20 protein-coding genes are annotated in these 19,920 nt (G+C 55.2%); 11 read left to right on the top strand and 9 right to left on the bottom strand.

The features are described 5' to 3' along the window. The first annotated feature begins 6 nt into the window (after positions 1-6). Positions 7-654, top strand: coding sequence for an osmoprotectant ABC transporter permease OsmW (osmW, locus tag GKC68_RS10910; RefSeq protein WP_028724259.1), 648 nt, complete (start codon positions 7-9; stop codon positions 652-654). Further along, positions 654-1,790, top strand: a complete 1,137-nt coding sequence (gene osmV, locus GKC68_RS10905; protein WP_028724258.1) for an osmoprotectant ABC transporter ATP-binding protein OsmV — start codon at positions 654-656, stop codon at positions 1,788-1,790. The genes osmW and osmV overlap by 1 nt, the downstream gene beginning before the upstream one ends. Positions 1,791-1,914: 124 nt before the next feature. Here the strand turns inward: osmV and bioD are convergent, their stop codons facing one another. From bioD to GKC68_RS10890, 3 genes are all read right to left on the bottom strand, one after another. Next, entirely contained in the window at positions 1,915-2,613 is a 699-nt protein-coding gene (gene bioD / locus GKC68_RS10900) for a dethiobiotin synthase (protein ID WP_110145610.1), read from the bottom strand. A gap of 115 nt (positions 2,614-2,728) precedes the next feature. Further along, a complete protein-coding gene (locus tag GKC68_RS10895) occupies positions 2,729-3,946 on the bottom strand; it encodes an ROK family transcriptional regulator (protein ID WP_028724256.1) in 1,218 nt (405 codons plus the stop codon). A 133-nt stretch (positions 3,947-4,079) separates the two neighbouring features. Beyond that, entirely contained in the window at positions 4,080-4,967 is an 888-nt protein-coding gene (locus tag GKC68_RS10890) for a LysR family transcriptional regulator (RefSeq protein ID WP_014593769.1), read from the bottom strand. Positions 4,968-5,061: 94 nt separating this feature from the next. Here GKC68_RS10890 and GKC68_RS10885 point away from each other — a divergent pair, with 94 nt between their 5' ends. From GKC68_RS10885 to GKC68_RS10855, 7 genes are all read left to right on the top strand, one after another. Next, complete coding sequence (locus GKC68_RS10885; protein WP_110983168.1) at positions 5,062-6,309, top strand: MFS transporter; 1,248 nt, start codon at positions 5,062-5,064, stop codon at positions 6,307-6,309. A 165-nt stretch (positions 6,310-6,474) separates the two neighbouring features. Further along, complete coding sequence (locus tag GKC68_RS10880; RefSeq protein ID WP_342656845.1) at positions 6,475-6,732, top strand: hypothetical protein; 258 nt, start codon at positions 6,475-6,477, stop codon at positions 6,730-6,732. Beyond that, complete coding sequence (locus tag GKC68_RS10875; protein ID WP_181427617.1) at positions 6,732-6,905, top strand: hypothetical protein; 174 nt, start codon at positions 6,732-6,734, stop codon at positions 6,903-6,905. Before GKC68_RS10880 ends, GKC68_RS10875 begins: the two co-directional genes overlap by 1 nt. Before the next feature lie 28 nt (positions 6,906-6,933). Next, positions 6,934-7,479, top strand: coding sequence for a cytochrome b561 (cybB, locus tag GKC68_RS10870; protein ID WP_028724252.1), 546 nt, complete (start codon positions 6,934-6,936; stop codon positions 7,477-7,479). Between the two features lie 165 nt (positions 7,480-7,644). Beyond that, a complete protein-coding gene (locus GKC68_RS10865) occupies positions 7,645-8,829 on the top strand; it encodes a sugar transporter (RefSeq protein WP_047715225.1) in 1,185 nt (394 codons plus the stop codon). A gap of 453 nt (positions 8,830-9,282) precedes the next feature. Then, on the top strand, positions 9,283-9,606 hold the full coding sequence (locus GKC68_RS10860) for a hypothetical protein (protein WP_028724250.1): 324 nt from the start codon (positions 9,283-9,285) through the stop codon (positions 9,604-9,606). A 26-nt stretch (positions 9,607-9,632) separates the two neighbouring features. Continuing rightward, positions 9,633-9,731 carry a YoaK family small membrane protein gene (locus GKC68_RS10855; RefSeq protein WP_141240208.1) on the top strand — a complete coding sequence of 33 codons (99 nt, stop codon included), beginning with the start codon at positions 9,633-9,635 and terminating at the stop codon, positions 9,729-9,731. Position 9,732: 1 nt separating this feature from the next. On the opposite strand, the gene GKC68_RS10850 is transcribed toward GKC68_RS10855, so the two are convergent. Both GKC68_RS10850 and GKC68_RS10845 read right to left on the bottom strand, forming a co-directional pair. Beyond that, a complete protein-coding gene (locus tag GKC68_RS10850; protein ID WP_014605780.1) occupies positions 9,733-9,999 on the bottom strand; it encodes a DksA/TraR family C4-type zinc finger protein in 267 nt (88 codons plus the stop codon). Positions 10,000-10,101: 102 nt separating this feature from the next. Then, positions 10,102-11,697: an ABC transporter substrate-binding protein gene (locus tag GKC68_RS10845; protein WP_028724249.1), complete on the bottom strand. Its 1,596-nt coding sequence runs from the start codon at positions 11,695-11,697 to the stop codon at positions 10,102-10,104. Positions 11,698-11,824: 127 nt separating this feature from the next. Here GKC68_RS10845 and pepT point away from each other — a divergent pair, with 127 nt between their 5' ends. Next, positions 11,825-13,051: a peptidase T gene (pepT, locus tag GKC68_RS10840; protein WP_028724248.1), complete on the top strand. Its 1,227-nt coding sequence runs from the start codon at positions 11,825-11,827 to the stop codon at positions 13,049-13,051. 56 nt (positions 13,052-13,107) lie between these two features. On the opposite strand, the gene GKC68_RS10835 is transcribed toward pepT, so the two are convergent. Further along, complete coding sequence (locus GKC68_RS10835; RefSeq protein WP_342656844.1) at positions 13,108-14,778, bottom strand: methyl-accepting chemotaxis protein; 1,671 nt, start codon at positions 14,776-14,778, stop codon at positions 13,108-13,110. Positions 14,779-14,974: 196 nt separating this feature from the next. Continuing rightward, positions 14,975-16,495, bottom strand: coding sequence for a carboxylesterase family protein (locus GKC68_RS10830; RefSeq protein ID WP_342656843.1), 1,521 nt, complete (start codon positions 16,493-16,495; stop codon positions 14,975-14,977). Between the two features lie 171 nt (positions 16,496-16,666). Here GKC68_RS10830 and GKC68_RS10825 point away from each other — a divergent pair, with 171 nt between their 5' ends. Beyond that, on the top strand, positions 16,667-17,101 hold the full coding sequence (locus GKC68_RS10825) for a DoxX family protein (protein ID WP_014605776.1): 435 nt from the start codon (positions 16,667-16,669) through the stop codon (positions 17,099-17,101). 32 nt (positions 17,102-17,133) lie between these two features. Here GKC68_RS10825 and GKC68_RS10820 read toward each other — a convergent pair whose 3' ends face one another. Both GKC68_RS10820 and GKC68_RS10815 read right to left on the bottom strand, forming a co-directional pair. Next, positions 17,134-18,474 (bottom strand): VOC family protein, encoded by a 1,341-nt coding sequence (locus GKC68_RS10820; RefSeq protein WP_264238427.1) that lies wholly within the window; start codon positions 18,472-18,474, stop codon positions 17,134-17,136. Between the two features lie 67 nt (positions 18,475-18,541). Further along, positions 18,542-19,882, bottom strand: coding sequence for an aromatic acid/H+ symport family MFS transporter (locus GKC68_RS10815; protein ID WP_047715232.1), 1,341 nt, complete (start codon positions 19,880-19,882; stop codon positions 18,542-18,544). Positions 19,883-19,920 lie beyond the last annotated feature (38 nt).

Raw genomic sequence — 19,920 nt, 5'->3', positions numbered from 1 at the left:
GGCATCGTGGATACCCTTCATTACATCATTGATAACTGGAATAACCTGCTCTCGCTGACCTGGCAACATACCTGGCTGGTGCTGGTTGCGGTAGGGTGCGCGATTGTTATTGGCGTGCCCCTCGGGATCTTGATTGTGCGCTTTAAATGGCTGGCTACGCCGGTGCTCGGCATTGCCACCGTCGTACTGACCATCCCGACGATTGCGTTGTTTGGCCTGATGATTCCGCTTTTCTCGCTGATTGGCAAAGGGATTGGTGCGCTACCGGCTATCACGGCGGTCTTCCTGTATTCATTACTGCCAATTGTGCGCAACACGCACACCGCGCTGGAAAATCTGCCGGACGGCCTGCGTGAAGCGGGTCGTGGCATTGGCATGACGTTCTGGCAACGCCTGCGTTGGGTTGAGATCCCGATGGCGCTTCCGGTGATTTTTGGTGGTATTCGCACCGCCGTGGTCATGAACGTTGGCGTGATGGCTATCGCGGCCGTGATTGGTGCTGGCGGGCTGGGCATGCTGCTGCTGGATGGTATTAGCGGCAGCGATATTCGTATGCTGATTGCCGGGGCGCTGATGATTTGCCTGCTGGCGATTATTCTTGACTGGCTGCTGCACCGTTTGCAGCTGGCGCTGACTCCTAAGGGAATTCGATAATGATAAAACTTGAAAATCTGACGAAAACCTTCAGCCAGAAAAACGGCACGCTGATGAAAGCGGTGGACAATGTGAGTCTTGAGGTTCCTGCTGGCGAGATGTGCGTGCTGCTTGGGCCTTCAGGCTGTGGGAAAACCACCACGCTGAAAATGATCAACCGCTTAATTCCCTCTACCAGCGGGCGAATTCTTATCAATGGGGAAGACACCAGCACTCAGGATACCACCACCCTGCGTCGCAATATTGGTTACGTGATCCAGCAAATTGGTCTGTTCCCCAATATGACGATTGAAGAAAACATCACCGTGGTGCCACGCATGCTGGGCTGGGATAAAAAGCAGTGCCGCGAGCGGGCAACGGAGTTAATGAGCATGGTGGCCTTGGATCCGAAAAAGTTTTTGCATCGCTACCCGCGTGAAATGTCCGGTGGACAACAGCAGCGCATTGGGGTGATTCGCGCGCTGGCGGCTGATCCGCCGGTACTGCTGATGGATGAGCCTTTCGGCGCGGTTGACCCAATCAACCGCGAAGTTATTCAGAATGAGTTTCTGGATATGCAGCGTCAGTTAAAGAAAACAGTGATGCTGGTCAGCCACGACATTGATGAAGCACTCAAACTTGGCGACCGCATCGCGGTCTTTGGCCAGGGCAAAATTGTCCAGTGCGCCAGCCCTGATGAGTTGCTGGCGACGCCGGCTAACGATTTTGTCGGCTCCTTTGTCGGCCAGGACCGTACATTGAAACGTCTGCTGCTGGTACAGGCAGGCGACGTGACCGACCAACAGCCCACCATCACGGTAAAACGCTCGACGCCGTTAACGGAGGCGTTTGGCACCATGGACGAAAACGACATGCGTTCCATCACCGTGGTTGACGACGACGGCAAGCCGTTAGGATTTGTGAAACGCCGTGAGGCGCGTCACGCGAGCGGGCGCTGTGAAGAGATGCTGCATACGTTTAAAGTGACCGGCAAAGCAGAAGAAAACCTGCGTGTGGTTCTGTCAAAACTCTATGAACACAACACCGTCTGGATGCCGATTGTGGACGAAGATGGCCGTTACAGTGGAGAGATATCCCAGGACTACATTGCTGATTATCTCAGCTCCGGGCGCACCCGTCGCCGCCTCAATCCATAATGAATCAGGGCCGCACGTTGGTTGCGGCCCACCGAATCCTGCCTCTCATCCCGTATCACTGTTGGTCAGTTATCTCTGACGAAGGGTAACGTCGCGCGCGTGGCGCCATCCTGCTCTGGTTCTCTCAGGCTGTTTTTGTCCGGGCGTAGTGCAGGTTATCGCTATTCAGCATGGAAATATCCAGATAACGGGACAGATCGCGCTGCTCTGCGCGGGGCAAATAAGGCAGCTCACCGAGAAGCGGTGCCGAAATCTGTTCACGCAGGACGGAAATGATATCGGCATAGTGCGCCAGCCCCGGATTAATACGATTAGCCACCCAACCGGCCAGCGGCAATCCGTCGGCCTGGATCGCCTGAGCGGTCAGTAGCGCATGGCTGATACAACCTAACTTAATCCCGACCACTAAGATGACGGGCAGTTGCTGCTCGATCACCCAGGCCGACAGCGGCTGGGCATCGTTCATCAGGCTGCGCCAGCCCCCGGTTCCCTCGACCACCACGCGATCGGCAAGCTGATTAAGATGCTGAAGCCCCTGCGTGATTTTCGCATAATCGACCTTATTGGGCGGGTAACCGCAGATTTCTTCTTTCTCAAAAATGACCGGATTCACCGCCTGATAAGGCAGCGCAAGGGAAGAGGCGCTCTGCAAAAACAACCCATCCTTGTTTCTCAGGCCCTCTTCTGTTTTTACGCCCCAGCGGGCAACAGGTTTGTAGCCCGCAGCCCGCTCGTTTGCCTGGGTAAAACTTTGCAGCAGGGCGCGTGCGACCACGGTTTTCCCCACTTCGGTATCGGTTCCGGTAATAAATAGCGTTTTCACTCTACCTCTCCTTCACAAGCGGTGTCAGCTCACTGACGATTCGGCTTTCATGCGAATGATCATTCTAAGGAAGGAAAAGGGGGAGCAGATTGCGTTAGCGCAAGGTTAGTGTTGCTTAACCTTGCAGTAACTTAATTAACAGGTAGCCGCTGTAAAGCGAATCCTTGATCAACGCGGCGGCACCCAGCGTACCTGGCTCAGTAAATTCAGTGGGCGCAAGCTGAATGACTGCGCTGTATGCAGGCAAACACTGCTGGTGAATAGTATTTTGTACTGCCGGAAAGAGAACATCTGCCGCCTGATTGAGCGGCGAACCGATAAGAATTTGTTGAGGATTAAAGATATTGACCATCATGCCGAGGATCCTGCCAACATGATGCCCCACTGTCGCTATGGCATCCCGCGCCAGCCTGTCGCCGCTCTGTGCCGCCTCACAAACGGCAGAAAGCGTTAAGGGCTGATGGTGTAACAGGCTGTCAGGCTGACCGGGGAGCCGGTGTGCAATCAGCGCCAGCAGGCTGCCGGTACTGGCAATCGTTTCAAGACAGCCGTGATTGCCGCAGTAGCATTGCTGGCCGTAAGGATCGACCTGTGTGTGACCGACTTCCACCAGCGCGCGTCCGCTTTTGTGCAACAGCTGACCACCAGTGATCACGCCAGCCCCTACCGTTTCGTCGATCACAATCTGAATCACGTCCTGCGCACCGCGTGACGCACCAAACAGCGACTCGGCAAGCGTCCAGGCGGAGATATCGTGCTGAATAAATACCGGCAGGCCGGTCCGCGCCGCCAGGGTGCTGCCCAACGGCATATCATGGCAGGTATAGCCGGGTAGACGGTGCACCACACCGGATGCGGCATTAATCAGCCCCGGTAAGGTGATGGCAATGGCGGTCAGCCTTTCCAGCCGTTTCTGATGACGGATAAAAAACGCGTCAACATGGTCGGTCAACCGCGTCAGCAGCGGCTCCGTAGCGTCATCAATGAGCGGCAGGTTGTCTTCGACCAGCGCCCTGCTACTGAGGTCACGCAAGGTCAGCGTTAATATGCCACGGTGCAGACGAATAGCCAGATAGTGCCAGGCGTCCGTATCAAGGATTAAACCAATCGCCGGACGGCCGCGAGCGCCCGGCTCCTGAAACTCGGTTTCCTGAACCAGATGGGCATCCAGCATTTCCCGCACGATTTTGGTAATACTGGCAGGCGCCAGCTGGGCCCGTTTGGACAGTTCAATTCGCGAGACTGGCCCATGCTGATCGATTAACCGGTAAACGACGCCAGCATTAATTTGTTTAATTTGGTCAATATGGCCAGGTTGACTGTCCGAACTCACACCCTGCTCCGGTTATTTTCGCGCTTCTAAATAAATATCCGCTATGGTGCGGCAGATTCACTTTTAGCGGCAAATATTTGCTTAGATATGTGATTTAACACACATAATTTTTCTGGCTTTGACGGATAAATTGTCACTCGCGGCGCAGTAACGCCATCATATGCGCCATCTGTGCACTCATTTCGCGTTCGCCCGACCAGACCAGCCACATCTCCGACTGCGCATCAGGCTCCTCCAGCGGTAACCACACCACGTTCGCCAGACGCGCGTGGCTGAAGGAGGCAGGCAAGATAGATACGCCCAGCCCGGTCGCGACCAGTCCGAGAATGGTCATGGCCTCGCCCACTTCCTGGGTAATGTAGGGCCGGATCTGATAGCGCTGAAGCAAATCCAGGATTTCGCTGTACAGTGCCGTTCCCACCTGAGGATCAAAAAACACAAAGGGTTCCCGCGCCAGCGCCTGCAAGGTGATCCGCCCTGCCGTCGCCAGCGGATGGGCTTTGTGCACCACGGCGCACAATGGCTCGCGTAGCAAAAGCTGATGGTGCAAATCGGCGGGGAGCGGCGTGTTGCGCATAACGCCGAGGTCCAGCTTGCCTTCATGCAGCGGAGCCAGCTGCTGACGAGTGTTAATTTCCTGCATCTGAACATGCACGTTGGGCCAGCGCTGACGAAACACATAAAGCGCATCTGACATCACGCCAATAAAAGCCGCAGAGGAGGTAAATCCAATGCGCAGTTCTCCTTCTTCACCACGATGCAGACGCGCGGCGCGCTGGGTTGCCTGCTCAACCTGTAACAGGATTGCCCGCGCATCCTGTAAAAACTGCGCGCCGGCCGGCGTAAGCTGCACGCTACGGTTGGTGCGGTTAAACAGCTGCGCGCCGGTTTCCGCCTCAAGCTGCATGATTTGCTGACTCAATGGCGGCTGGGAGATGTGTAGGCGCTGGGCTGCGCGGCCAAAATGCAGCTCTTCCGCAACGGCAATAAAATAGCGCAGGTGGCGCAGCTCAATATTCATAGGTTAAACGTCTTATTTAAGATGATTAATATATTAGACAACCTAATGACCTTTTTCTACAGTAACACTCTGTTTTTACTGATAAGGAACCCCTGTGAATCGCTCTTCACCTGCGGTGCCGCTGGACAGCGATATGCCTGCGCAGTCCCAGGCTCCCTCGTCTGACTGGATTGTGCGTGGCACCCGGCCTTTTATTCGCGTCACGCTCGCCTTGTTTTCTGCCGGGCTGGCCACCTTTGCCCTGCTCTATTGCGTGCAGCCTATTCTGCCAGTGCTCTCTGCACAGTTTGGCATTTCTCCCGCCGCAAGCAGTATTTCGCTTTCCATTTCCACCGCCATGATGGCCCTGGGGTTGCTGGTGACAGGCCCGCTCTCCGATGCCATAGGACGAAAGTCCGTGATGGTAACGGCGCTCTTGCTGGCCGCAATCTGTACCCTGCTCTCTGCCACTATGACCAGCTGGCACGGCATTTTACTGATGCGGGGCTTGATCGGCTTATCGCTGAGCGGTGTGGCCGCAGTGGGCATGACCTATCTGAGTGAAGAGATTCATCCCAGCGTGGTAGCCTTTTCGATGGGGCTGTACATCAGCGGAAACTCGATTGGCGGCATGAGCGGCCGCCTGATAAGTGGTGTATTAACCGACTTCTTTTCATGGCGCATAGCCATTGCGGCCATTGGCTGTTTCGCTCTCGCCGCTGCCCTGATGTTCTGGAAAATCTTACCGGAATCCCGCCATTTCCGTCCGGCCTCGCTGCGCCCGCGTCATCTGGCCATTAATTTCCGTCTGCACTGGCGCGATGCGGGTTTGCCGCTGCTGTTTGCCGAAGGCCTGCTGCTGATGGGCGCCTTTGTGACGCTGTTCAACTATATCGGCTATCGCCTGCTGGGCGCGCCGTGGCATTTAAGTCAGGCTGTGGTGGGCTTGCTGTCGGTGGTTTATCTGACCGGATCATGGAGTTCCCCTAAAGCCGGCGCGTTAACCAGCCGGTTTGGGCGCGGCCCGGTTATGTTTGGCTCGACCTTTATTATGCTGATGGGGTTACTGCTGACGGCAGTTAACGGTATTGCGCTGATCTTCATCGGTATGATGCTGTTTACGGCAGGATTTTTCGCTGCGCACTCTGTGGCGAGCGGCTGGATTGGCCCACGCGCTCGTCGGGCAAAAGGTCAGGCTTCTTCGCTCTATCTGTTCAGCTATTACGTCGGCTCAAGCGTGGCGGGTACGGCTGGCGGCTTTTTCTGGCATCAGTTCGGCTGGGGCGGCCTGACGCTGTTTATCTCCGCTTTATTAGTGCTGGCGTTGTGGGTTGCCTGGCAGCTGCACCGCCGCAAACTCTAGCAAAACTTAATGAATATTCCGGGTTTTTGACTGCCCGGAATGCGGCCTGTACAAGAATTGTCCGTATTATCAGTATGATTGCCTACAGCACGCGTTTCCCCGCTATAATCGGTTTGATCCCAAAGATTAATGTCATCTTTGAATTCACAGTAAGGGGGCGACCTAATGGCGCGATACTATTACGTCAACAAACAATCAGGCTACAACGATAATCACGTGGTTCATGCAAGCGGCTGTAAATATCTTCCGGATTTGGAAGGTCGGCTGTTTCTCGGCACATTTTATTCCGCAACCGCAGCCATTCAGCAGGCCCGTAAGTACTATCACGGTTCATTAGGGTGCGATGCCTGTTGCCCGGTTGCCCCGGGTAAAAATGTGCACACGCTGGACAGTGTCGCGCTTAAGCACGGCGTGGATTTCTGATGACGCAACGTCCGTTTGACGTCAGCATGGCGGTTGCTGGCCGCCATTCTCAGCCAGCCCGTGTGCCGGTTATCCTCGCCTTCTCTGCCCCCGAGTCTGCAGTCTTCGGCTGGGCTGTCATCCCACAGAGTCGTCATTTCGTTAAGCTTTTTCATTTTTTTACGTTATCTTAGAACCCTTACTTTCATACAGGGATCTACCATGCGTAATAAATTCGCATCGTCTCAAATTGCGCTTCACTGGCTTACCGTTCTGCTACTGATCATTGCCTATGCCACAATGGAGTTACGCGGCTATGTCGAGCGGGGTTCCTGGCAACGCTTTGCTATGACGGTGACGCATTTCAGCGCCGGGGCGACGATTCTGGTGGTGATGCTGTCGCGATTACTGCTGAAACTCCGTCATCGTAGTCCCGCCATTATTCCTCCCGTGCCGCGCTGGCAAACCGGGCTGGCGCATCTGACGCATACGCTGATTTATGCGCTTTTCATCACCCTTCCGGTGCTGGGACTCGCATCGCGTTATCTGAAAGGTCGTGAGTGGCAGTTATTTGGTGTGCCGATGCCGGTGGCGGCCGAACCTGACTTTGATTTGTCAGATACGCTGACCGACTGGCACGAAACGCTGGCCCCACTTGGCTACTGGCTGATTGGCTTACATGTGGCGGCGGCGCTGTTTCATCATTACGCCCTGAAGGACAATACGCTGCTGCGGATGATGCCCGGACAGCGTCATCGCCAGCCGTAAACGCCACAGGGCCGTATTGGGCGAAAATATTTCATCTTAATCCGCGCCTGGTGGTTCCACCCGGCGCTTAATTCCTCCACAATAACCGTTAAAGTGTGACGCAAGTCACTATCATGGGGTGATCGCCCTGACTCCTTTTTGACGCACAGACTGATTTAACTTCTCATGCCATTAACAACTGTTTCCCGTAAAACGGCCTGGCTACGCGTGGTGCTGCTGGCTATCGCCGCTTTTGTGTTTAATACCACCGAATTCGTGCCGGTCGGTTTACTGTCAGATATTGCCGCAGGCTTTTCGATGAAAACGTCTGAAGTGGGCATTATGCTGACGATCTATGCCTGGGTGGTGGCCCTACTGTCACTGCCTTTGATGCTGCTGACGCGGAATATTGAACGCCGGTTCCTGTTAACGGCTCTGTTTATCGTCTTTATTGCCAGTCATGTGCTTTCTACGTTTGCGTGGAGTTTTACTTCCCTGATCGTATCCCGTGTGGGGATTGCGTTGTCCCATGCGGTGTTTTGGTCAATTACAGCATCGCTGGCAATTCGTGTTGCCCCCGCAGGTAAAAAAACCCAGGCACTCAGCATGCTGGCAACCGGCACCGCGCTGGCAATGGTTTTGGGCGTGCCGATTGGACGTGTGGTCGGTCAGGCGCTGGGCTGGCGCACAACGTTTGGCGTGATCGGGCTGTCCGCACTGGTGTTGATGATTATGCTGGCGCGTATCCTGCCCCGGTTGCCCAGTGAGCACACGGGGTCGCTCAGCAGCGTTCCCCTGCTGTTCCGCCGACCGGCGCTGGTTGGGATGTATCTGCTGGTGACGTTAATTGTGACTGCGCACTATACGGCCTACAGCTACATTGAGCCTTTTATGCAGCTCGTTGCTAATGCCAGCGAGGGATTCACCACCTTACTGCTGTTGCTGTTCGGTTCAGCGGGCATTGTTGGCAGCCTGTTATTCAGTTCGCTGGGGAAAACATTCCCCTCTGCGTTGCTGATTGCCGCTATCGCGCTGGTGACGCTTTGCATGGGACTGTTAATCTTCGCCGCAGTCCGGCCCGGCGCGATCATTACCTTGTGCGTGGTCTGGGGAATGGCAATGATGATGATTGGCCTGGCGATGCAGATCCGCGTGCTGTCTTTAGCCTCGGACGCGACGGACGTCGCGATGTCATTGATGTCCGGTATTTATAATATCGGTATTGGTGCGGGCGCGCTATTAGGCAGTCAGGTCAGCGCTTACATGAGCCTGTCTGATGTGGGTAATGTAGGGGCGATCATCGGACTCGCGGCGCTGTTATGGTGTATTTATATTTTTAAACGTTATCCGCAACTGCGTTCCAACGGTTGACAACAGCAGGCTTCGTGATGACGGAGCCTGCTCTGGTTTATTCCTCACAGATACAACGCGTGACAACAGCTGACCGGCTGCCAGCATCGGGATAATGCCGCTGCGCGTTGGTGTTTTTGCATCATCGATCGCGCCGTGTCACCAGCCTGCCCGGCATTAGCCAGCACGAGTCAGTGAATGGGGATCACAGACAACCCTAAACATTCAATAACGGAACAGGCGCTGCCCCCTGCGTTTTTAACCTGGTAATCTGAGACAGCGTATTGGCCAGTATAAATTGACATGAGTAAATTGATTATTGAAGCCGCATCGTTAAGGTATAAAACATCTGGACATGCGCCTGTCGTTAATGCGCTAAACAGATTCGTTAAAGATCACTGCCCTGTCCTCAACACTTCCATTACCTGTGTTTACCCCGTATAACGGAGAAAATCGTTAACGTCAGGTGTCATAATGACGAGGAAGTGGTTAACTTTATATTTATCGCGCAGCCTCAGCCGGGTCATGCTGGATGATATTCGTGCAATCTTGCCTACCGATGGGGTGAAGATTTTTCTCAACGACTTAGACGATACCTGCCACGCCACAGTAGAATGTGTGCAGGCTGAGAATACCTGCGCACTGGTGGCCTCGGCGATTGTTGTGTGGCGTCAACTGGGTCATATCCACACAATGATTTACACCAAAGGTGAGATACAGCGCGCGGTAAATGAGGCAACCCAGTTTGAACTGTTTACGTTGCTGAAGAACCATCACGCCGTATTACGGCTGGCTTAATCCCTGAATAGACTCACAGGATAAACATGAGAATTGGTCTGTTGTTCCCCATTGCTATCATTATGGCCGGCATCGGTTTTCTCGCCTGGTTCATCGGCAGCGGCCTGGCCATGCCGGGTTCATAAGTCAGCGAAGCTGGCTGTCTTTACTGCCGCGACGGTTGTAAAGGCTGGTTTCTTTTTGCTGCTTATCGATTTTTTCCTGACAGGTGACACAGTAGCGCACGCCTTTCAGTGCCTGACGGCGCGCCGCCGGTATCGGTTCGCCGCACAGTTCACACTCCGTGGCGCTTTCACCCTGACCGATCGACTGGCGCACGCGTTCAATCCCGTCGTTAACGGTACTGTCGATCTGTTCCTGAACCGCCCCTTCTGAAGCCCAACCGTTCGCCATGTTATTTCCCTTCTGAACATCAAACACACTCTTAACTGTACAACATATCTGACATTTTGCAGGCAAGGCGGCACACGTCCCTGTGAGCCGCCGCATCATGGATTACGGCTTGATATCGACCTGATAAAAAATATGCTTGCCAAAGGGATCCACTTCATAACCGCTGACCGTCGTGCGTATCGGTTCATAAATGGTGGAGTGGGCAATCATGACGGCGGGCATCTGGTCATGCATGATTTGCTGCGCCTGCAGGTACATGCGTGTCCGTTTGCCCTGATCCGGTTCGGCCCGGGCCTGGGTAATCAGGGTTTCAAACGGCTGATAGCACCACTTTGATGAGTTTGAACCGCCTTTCGCCGCGGTGCAGGTATAGAGCGGTCCGAAAAAGTTATCCGGATCGCCCGTCGCCGTTGTCCAGCCCATCAGGGCAGCCTGATGTTCACCGTTACGCACGCGTTTGAGGTATTCGCCCCATTCATAACTCACGATGTTGGCCTTGATGCCGACTTTTGCCCAGTCAGCCTGGATCATCTCCGCCATCCGGCGCGCGTTCGGATTATAGGGGCGCTGAACCGGCATCGCCCACAGCGCGATTTCCGTTCCCGGTTTTACACCCGCTTCGGCCAGCAGGGCTTTGGCCTTTTCCGGATCGTAATCGTAGTCTTTGAGATCCTTGTCTGCGCTCCAGACGCCAGGCGGAAGAATATTTTTGGCGACCGTGCCCGTGCCTTTGAAAATGGCTTCAATAATGGCGGATTTGTTTATTGCCATGGCCAGCGCCTGACGGACTTTCACATTATCGGTGGGCGCTTTCGTGGTGTTAAATGCCAGAAAACCGGTATTCAGCCCTGCTGCCTGTTTGAGCGTAATCGCCTTGTTCTGTCGCATTTTGTCCAGGTCGGCCGGATTAGGGAATGGCATCACCTGACACTCATTTTTTTCCAGTTTGGCGTAGCGCACGGCGGCATCCGGCGTGATGCTGAAAATCAGCCGATCCAGTTTGGCTTTCCCCTGCCAGTAGTCAGGAAAGGCCTTATAAAGAATGCGTGAATCTTTTTGATACTGCACCAGCTGGAAAGGTCCGGTGCCTATCGGGTCCATATCCACCTTCTCTGGCGTGCCGGCCTTTAGCATCTTGTCCGCGTATTCCGCTGAATGGACAGAGGCAAAGTACCAGGCCAGATCGGCCAAAAACGGCGACTCCGGATGGGCCAGGGTGAAGCGCACGGTGTGATCGTCGATACGATCGATATGGGTGATAAGCGTCGCCAGCTGCAGGCTGTCGAAGTTAGAATAATTGCCACCAGAAACCGCATGATAGGGATTTTTGCTGTCCATTTGCCGCATAAACGAGAAGATCACATCATCTGCGTTAAAATCGCGGCTGGGCGTAAACTGCTTATTACTCTGAAATTTGACGTTGTGCCGAAGATAAAAGGTATAAACCTTGCCGTCCGGGCTGATATCCCAACGTTCTGCCAGGCTCGGGATCAGTTCGGTCGTGCCCGGTTTGAAGTCCACCAGGCGATTGAATACCGGTACAGCACTGGCATCCACGCTGGTTCCCGAGGTGTAAAGTTGCGGATTAAAATTTTCAGGGGAGCCTTCGGAGCAGTACACCAGCGTTTTTGCATGAACGCCGCCCGCCAGAGCCACACCTGCAGTAAGCAGTGCCAGGGTCGTAAACCTGTTTCTCATTATTGTCCTCGCTTTCTGTTGACTTCCGTTAGTCTGAATATCTAAATGAATGATTTGGCTCGTTGATAGATAGCATGAATCACCACCATAGCGAACCCCGTAGTACGTCAACTAATAAGGATTAGTGATGACCGACAAACTTCAGGCGCAACTCATTACGCGTTTTTTTCGTTACCTGGCGGTAAGCAGCCAAAGTGATGCAAAGTCCAGCACCTTACCCAGCACCCCCAGCCAGCACGCGATGGCGCAGATGCTGGCGGACGAATTACGCGACCTGGGCCTTGAGCAGGTTGTGATTGATGAACATGCCACGGTAACGGCGTTGAAACGAGGAAACTGCCCCGATGCGCCGCGCGTGGGGTTTATCACCCATATCGATACCGTTGACGTGGGCCTGTCCCCTGACATTCACCCACAGATCCTCACCTGGCAGGGTGAAGACCTTTGTCTGAACCCACAGCAGGACATCTGGTTACGTCGGGATGCGCACCCGGAGATCGCGCCCTATATCGGCCAGCAAATTATTTTCAGCGACGGCACCAGCGTGCTGGGCGCCGATAACAAGGCGGCCGTGAGCGTCGTCATGACGCTGATGGAGAATTTGCAGGGCAAACACGGCGACGTCGTGGTGGCGTTCGTGCCGGATGAGGAGATCGGGCTGCGCGGCGCGAAAGCGTTGGATCTGGAAACCCGTTTTAATGTGGATTTCGCCTGGACAATTGATTGCTGCGAGCTGGGCGAAGTCGTTTATGAGAACTTTAACGCGGCCGCCGCGGAAATCCGCTTTACCGGTGTGCCGGCGCATCCGATGTCGGGCAAAGGCGTGCTGGTCAATCCCTTACTGATGGCTCACGATTTTATCAGCCACTTCGACCGGCAGGCGACGCCGGAACATACCGAGGGGCGCGAAGGTTATATCTGGTTTAACGAGATGCAGGCCAACGCCAGCATGGCCACGCTTAACGCCTCGATTCGCGATTTTGATCTGGCAGGCTTTGCTGCACGCAAACAGCAGTTGCAGGCGGTCAGAGATATCATCGCCGCGCGCTATCCTACGGGCAACGTAGAGCTCACCCTACGCGATATTTACAGCAATATCAGCAATGCGATAGGTGAAGATCGTCGCGCGGTTGATCTGATTTTCGCCGCCCTGCAAGCGCTGGATATTGTGCCTAAGGTGATCCCCATGCGCGGCGGCACCGATGGCGCGGCGTTGTCGGCGAAAGGTCTGTTAACACCCAACTTCTTTACTGGCGCGCATAACTTCCATTCGCGCTTTGAGTTCCTGCCCGTGACCTCCTTTGTGAAGTCATACCAGGTGGCAGAGAAGCTGTGTTATCTGGCGGCGGAGTGATGGGAGACAGGCAGTAAAAACCGCCTTCGCGAGGAAGGCGGTGGTCAGATGTGGGCTTAAAAAGTGACCCAATCGCTGTTATCCGCCGACGCGGCTTTAGGTTGGAATGAAGTGGTTGGGCTGGCCGGCTGTGAGGGCGGCTTGCGCGTTGACGTCGGTGCCAGGGGCGCATCGCTGGACAGGCGGAACTGTGCGACAGAGGCCTGCAAGGCTTCCGTCTGCAGCGCCAGCGCACTGGCGGCGGCGGAGACTTCTTCTACCAGCGCGGCGTTTTGTTGGGTGACGCTGTCCATTTCCGTTACCGCCGTGCCAACCTGCGAAATGCCTTTGCTTTGTTCTTCTGAAGCGGCCGCGATTTGCTTCATGATCGCGTCAACATCCTGCACCGATTTCAGAATACCGCTCATGGTGCCGCCGGTCGTGCTGACCAGTTGCGCGCCCTTTTCCACGCGCTCAACGGAATCCGCAATCAGGCCAGCGATCTCTTTTGCCGCACCCGCACTACGCTGGGCCAGATTTCTGACCTCACTGGCCACGACGGCAAAGCCACGACCCTGTTCACCGGCGCGGGCGGCTTCTACAGCGGCGTTAAGCGCGAGGATATTGGTCTGGAACGCAATGCTGTTGATGACGTTAGTAATCTCGGAAATTTTCTTCGAACTGTCAGAGATTCCGTTCATCGTGGTGACCACTTCACCGACAAGACTACCGCCCTGTTTGGCCGTGATCGTTGCGGCTTCGGTCAGGGTGCTGGCCTGACGCGCATTTTCCGCATTGAATTTCACGGTCGCCGTAAGCTGTTCCATACTGGCTGCGGTTTGCTCAAGCGCGGCAGCCTGCTCTTCCGTACGCGAAGAGAGATCGTTATTACCAATCGAAATCTCAGCGGCTCCGCGGGAAATGTTTTCCGTGCCGCTACGAATCGCACTGACGGCTTCGCGCAGGCTGTCCTGCATGGCGCTCAGCAAGGGCACCAGTTTTCCGACGCAGTTACGGCCCATATCTTCAACCGGCTTACTGAGATCGCCTTTGGCGATGACTGAAAAATGTTCGCGAATTTTTTCCAACGGCTTAACCAACATTTTTACCAGATAACGGTCGGTAAACAGCAGAATCAGCAAGCCGATCACCACGGTGACTGAAATCAGGGTTTTGGTCATTGCGGTCATACGATCAACTTCAACCCGCGTTTGACCCAGTTTGACAGTGGCCACGTTATTGAAGTTTTCAGTACTGGCACCGAAGGCACGGCTCAGCGCAGGGGTGACGTCATTTGCCTGTTGGCGATAACTGTCCAGCGAATCCTGACGGGCACGCTGAAGCTGAACCGTCACGCCCTGGTCGAGCAGTTTTTGCCATTTATCAATAACGTCATTGGCAACGGCTGCATCCATTGGGCCGGGAGAGAGCTGTTTGAACAGGGTCAGCTGCTGAGACATACTGTCCAGTGCCTGCTGTACGGGCGCGAAAGCCTCGTCGTTTTGTGCTGTGCCTGCCGCTTTTTTCTCCATGACGCGCGACAGGCGCGTAATCATACGAAAGTACTGATCGTTGCCCTTACTCAACGCGGTCATCTGTTCCACGATATGGCGATCGACATCATTGCCGTCACTCAACGAATTGAGCGAATGAATGCTGAACAGCCCGATTCCGCTCCACAGCAGGCAAAACAGCCCGAGTATTGTCAGCATTACCGCGCGAATTGTGAAATTTTTAAGCATACCCATACTGAAATCCCTTAAACGTTAACCCGTGACACCGGGCGTATGGGATATATCGGCAGAAAGGCCGAAAATGTAACAGCGCTGTTAAACTTTTTTATGCTGGTGCGGTGCCTCCGCGAGAGATCATCGTTCCAGCAAAAATCAGCCTGGAGGGCGCGCAGGATGCCCCCCGGCCTGAGGGCTGAGGGCTGAGGGAATACTATAAGCGAACCATACGCGACATCATCAGACGAAACAGCGCCAGCCGCCGACGCATAAAACGCGGCATGAGTTTGAGCCCCGCTTTTCCCTCGCATCCGAGTGACATTGTCACGTCATGACTCGCCTGCCAGGCAGGCCAGGGCAAGATGCCGTCCAGTTGCGTCGTGCTGGTATTCACGTCGCGGGCAAAGAGAAACCAGTAGTCGCTGACCTGCTGTGCAAACGCGTAATCGGCGGCCGTAAAGCGGCGATCCTCGCTGACGGCGGGCAGGTTATGCAGCGTATTCATGACGTAGGGGATTTCGTTACCGTGCCAGGTGCCGTGCGGAAAAAGGTCCCGTGAATGTTCAGATACGTAATCAAACCAGTAGCGCCAGCCGGGCATTGCGACTTTTTGCTGCGCCCGCATCACCAGCCAGGGAAGCAGGCTAAACGTCATATCCCGTGCCACGGCACGTCCGAGCAACGCATCCGTCTCAAGCGGATAAATCCATTTCAACAGCTGATAGCTAAACCGGTTTTGACGACGAAGCCGGTCTACCACCGTGGCGGCATCGACACCGAAATACGCCAGTACGCTGGCTTCGTCGCTGTTGCTCCCGGCCATCAGCGGCAGGCGATGCTGACGTCCGGCCATAAACGTTTCCAGTACCGGCGCGGGAAGGACCGCGTCGCCCGCGATGGCGACAGGACCGAGCCCGTAGCTGCTGTCCAGCGACCAAAAGGCCTCAGCAGGCAGCGCGCGCAGCTGTTCCATGCTGGCATCAGCGGGCAAACCTAAACGGCTGGCCACCTTCACGCCTTTCTCAAGCGCCGTGGTACGCGTCACGTCTTGCAGACTATAGGCACTCTGCACAATGCCCTTGTGGAAAAAACCGGCTGACAGGGGCGAACAGCACAGCGATAACAGGCTACGTGCGCCAGATGACTCGCCAAACAGCGTAACGTTATGGGCATCGCCGCCGAAGGCGTGAATATGGCGCTGAACCCAGCGTAAAGCCGCGATCTGATCCAGCAGGGCAAAATTGTGAAGCGTCCCGGTCACCGACTGCTCTTTTTCCATGGCCGGATGGGCAAAAAAGCCCAGATGGCCCAGCCGATAGTTAATCGTGACGATAACCGCGCCGCGTGAGGCCAGCGGTTTGCCGTTGTAGGGCGCCAGCCCGCCGGAACCGAGGGTAAATCCGCCCCCGTGCAGCCATACCATCACCGGCAGAGGCTTATCGGGCTGCAGGTCAGGCGTCCAGACATTGAGATAAAGACAGTCCTCGCTGAAATCGCCGGGATCGCCGCCGCCAATCGCCAGGCAGTATTCGCGGTTCTGCCAGCTCGCGGCAGAAAAATGCAGGGCGCTTCGCACGCCCTGCCACGGGCTGACGGGCTGGGGTGCGCGCCAGCGCTGGTCCCCCACCGGCGGCGCAGCGTAAGGAATACCTTTAAACACAACGATCCCGTCATCGATGCCGCCTTGCAGCTCACCGTCCGCAATAGCGATCTTCAGGTCGTGTTCATTTTTCATGCATTATTCCCTGTCTGCGTAGGCGGTCATTATTTCAGGCCATCTGTCTTTGTCCAGAAACACAGCGGGTAAAATACCGAAAATGTGCTGCGCACGTCCGCCGGGATTGACCGCTCCCCGTGAACCTGTTTTTAGTACTGCATGTCGTTTAACGCGTAAGAGGAATAGAAAATGTTCAGTGGCATCAATCAACTGTTTGTTCGAATGACCGATCATCCTGACCTGGGCAAACTGTTATTGCGTCTGACGCTGGGTGGGCTGCTGCTGTTTCACGGTGAGTTCAAGCTGGTGCACGGGGTGGGTTGGATTGCCCAACTGCTGCACCAGCACGGCCTGCCAGGATTTCTGGCCTGGGGTGCCTGGATTGGGGAAATTATCGCCCCGCTGATGCTGATTGTGGGGCTGATGACGCGGCCTGCGGCGTTCATTGTGGCGGTGAATATGGTGGTGGCAACGCTGCTGGTCAAAACCGGGGCACTATGGCACCGCACCGGCGTGGGCGCCTGGTCGCTGGAGACCGAAGCGCTGTTTCTGCTGGGCGCGCTGGTGATCATGCTGCTGGGCGCGGGAAGATTCACGCTGATACGTGATTCACGGCTGCAATAGTCGCGCAATCCGGGCAATCGCGCCCTGGCGGGTTAGCATGCCAGGCCGCAACGTTGTAATGAGGCTTCCTGACGCTGGGCATACAGCGTCATTTCGTCCAGTACTGCGCAGCCCAGTGCGGCTTCAAAGCTGCTGCGGCTTGCCTGGCCTGAAGAGCGCGCCTGGGTTTGATCTCCGAGGTTAGACTGAAAAATCCCGGCCGCACTGACCGGTAGAAAATCCTCATAAATTATGGGATCGGCCAGAATGCGGCCCTGTTCGATCAGGGCTTCCAGCGATTCACCGGGCTGAGGCGGTTCAGTCAGGCCTTTATCACTCAGGCGATAATGAAACCAGGCCAGCGACGCCCGGCGCAGATCGGTTTCGTTATCTGGAAAAGCCTGAAATACAGCAGATAACCGTTGCTGATGCTGTTGATTGTCAGTGCCGCTTCCGGCCTCAGTCAGCAGCCGATCGTAAAGCGCGCGCCCCTCTGGGGTTAAGGCCGCACCGCGCTGTTCTATCTCACCAAATCTTGCCGTATGGGTACCCTGATAGCCATCTTTGAAAACGACAGGTTCCTCGAGCGCTTTAAAACTGGTCTGGCGTAATAAAATCGGCACCTTGCGCCGAGGCGGGCCTTCAATCACGTTTTTGGGATCGATACCCCGTTCGGGCATTAACGCCTGAACGCGATCAATGTCCAGGGTTCTCGGTGTCAGGTGGTTGATATGACAGGCAGGAAAACACACGACGTCCGCAATCAGCCGGTGTTGTTGATTAAGGGCCTGATAGGTTTTGCTTTCAACGAGGCTATGCGAGTGCCAGCGAAAGGTTTCTAACGCCTCGGTAATAAAGCGCTGCGCCTGCGTCTCAGTCAGGCCGCCCTGCTGTTGATGCTGTTGAATTAATGTGCGACAGCCTGGGGTGAAAATGTCACGCGAGGCCAGGATTGCGGCAGCTTCATCGCGCAGCGCCGGATCTTCAATCAATTCAAGCCGCAGTAATGAGGTAAAAATACGGAAAGGATTACGACGTAACGCGTCGTCGTCAACAGGGCGAAACGCGGTTGAGTGCACCGGTACGCCCGCCTGAGAGAGGTCATAATAGCCGACCGGGAACATACCCATAACGGCAAACATCTGACGCAGCATGGCCAGCTCTTCGGCGCTGCCGACGCGAATTGCACCGTGGCGTTCCAGGCTTAAACGGCTCAGCTCATCGGCTTGCGCCAGGCGCTGCTGCAGGGCGCTGTCCGCCGCCAGCGAGGCCTGATTAACGTCTTTGACCAACTGCATCAACGTGCCGTACAGCGGCACTTCCTGCTGATACATGTCCGACATTGCCTTTGAAAAGCCCGTACGGATGGCATCCGCACTGATAACCTTATCCATAATCACCACCTGAAAGCATGAGCGTTGCAGCTACTGTAATCCAACGCGTTGCCGTCAGCGGAAAAAATCATGAATTTGTGATCGGCTTAAAACCATAACGGTTTTTAATCACCAGCATCGCTGTCGTAAGGACGGCCGGGATCGCCAGGAGCAAAAAGATCAGGTTAAAAGACCAGCCGAGCGACAGCATTTCTGCTCCCACAAACGCGCTGAGGATGGCACCGATTCGACCCACGCCATGCATCCAGCTGGAGCCGGTCGCGCGGGCATGGGTAGGATAATAGCTGGCTGATAAGGCATTCATTCCGGTGTTGGCACCGTTAAAGCAAAAGCCGCTACAGAAGGCTATGCTGCTCATTACTGTGACCTGCGCCGGTGAGAAACCCAACGCCACAATGGCAATTCCGCCACAAAAGTAGATGACGGCTAACGCCAGGTTGGCATTGAATCTGTCCATCAACCAACCGGCAAATAACGAGCCCAGGGTGCCGCCCGCCTGATACATGGCGGTGATGATGGCGGCCTGGGTCACGGTCATCCCCTGCTTACTTACCAGCGAAGGTAGCCAGCTGCCTATCAGATAAACCAGAAAGAGCCCCATAAAATAGCCGCCCCACAGCATCAGGCTGCCGGTACGGTAGCGGAGGGAGATAACCGTGGCGATTGCGTTTTTGTCAGGCTGGTTGGCGTCCGCTTCAGAGGATTGGAACTGACAGTGCGGGTTCGTACTGCCCGGAATCATACGCTCCAGAATGGTTCGGATGCGTTCTGACGGCGCACCACGGCTAATTAAGAAACGCACGGATTCTGGCAGTTGCCGTATCAGCACCGGGAGTACCAGCAGCGGTAAAATACCGCCCAGCAACAGAACAGAATGCCATTCGTAGCGCGGTAACAGCCAGGATGCCGCAAAGCCTCCGCTGGCTGCGCCAAAGGTAAAGCCGCAAAAAACCACGGTGATGATGAATGAGCGACGGCGCTCGGGGGCATATTCTGCGACCAGGGTGCTGACGTTTGGCATGGCTGCGCCCAATCCGAGCCCGGTCAAAAAGCGGAACAGGATCATTTGCTCAATGGTGTGCGAAAACGCAGTAACCAGCGTCCATAAGCCAAAAAACAGCACGCTGAATATAATCATTAAGCGACGACCAAAGCGGTCGGCCAGAGGACCGGCGATCATGGCGCCCAGCGCCAGGCCAATAAGCGCCGCACTGATGACGACGCCTAACTGATGGTTCGTAACGTTCCAGGACGCTTTCAGCGAGGGCGCGATGAACCCCATGATGGCAATATCCATCCCATCAAGCGCCACAACGATAAAACAGAGTACAATCAATCGAATCTGGCCACCGCTCAGGGCACCCTGATTGATTAACCGGCGAACGTCTACCGACTCAACGCTGCTCACGGACGTACTCTCCTTAACGAAATAACTATCAGTTTTGG

This window comes from Pantoea sp. RSPAM1, from assembly GCF_038816185.1.
GTDB lineage: Bacteria > Pseudomonadota > Gammaproteobacteria > Enterobacterales > Enterobacteriaceae > Pantoea > Pantoea ananatis.
This window is presented reverse-complemented; position numbering and strand designations above follow the sequence as displayed.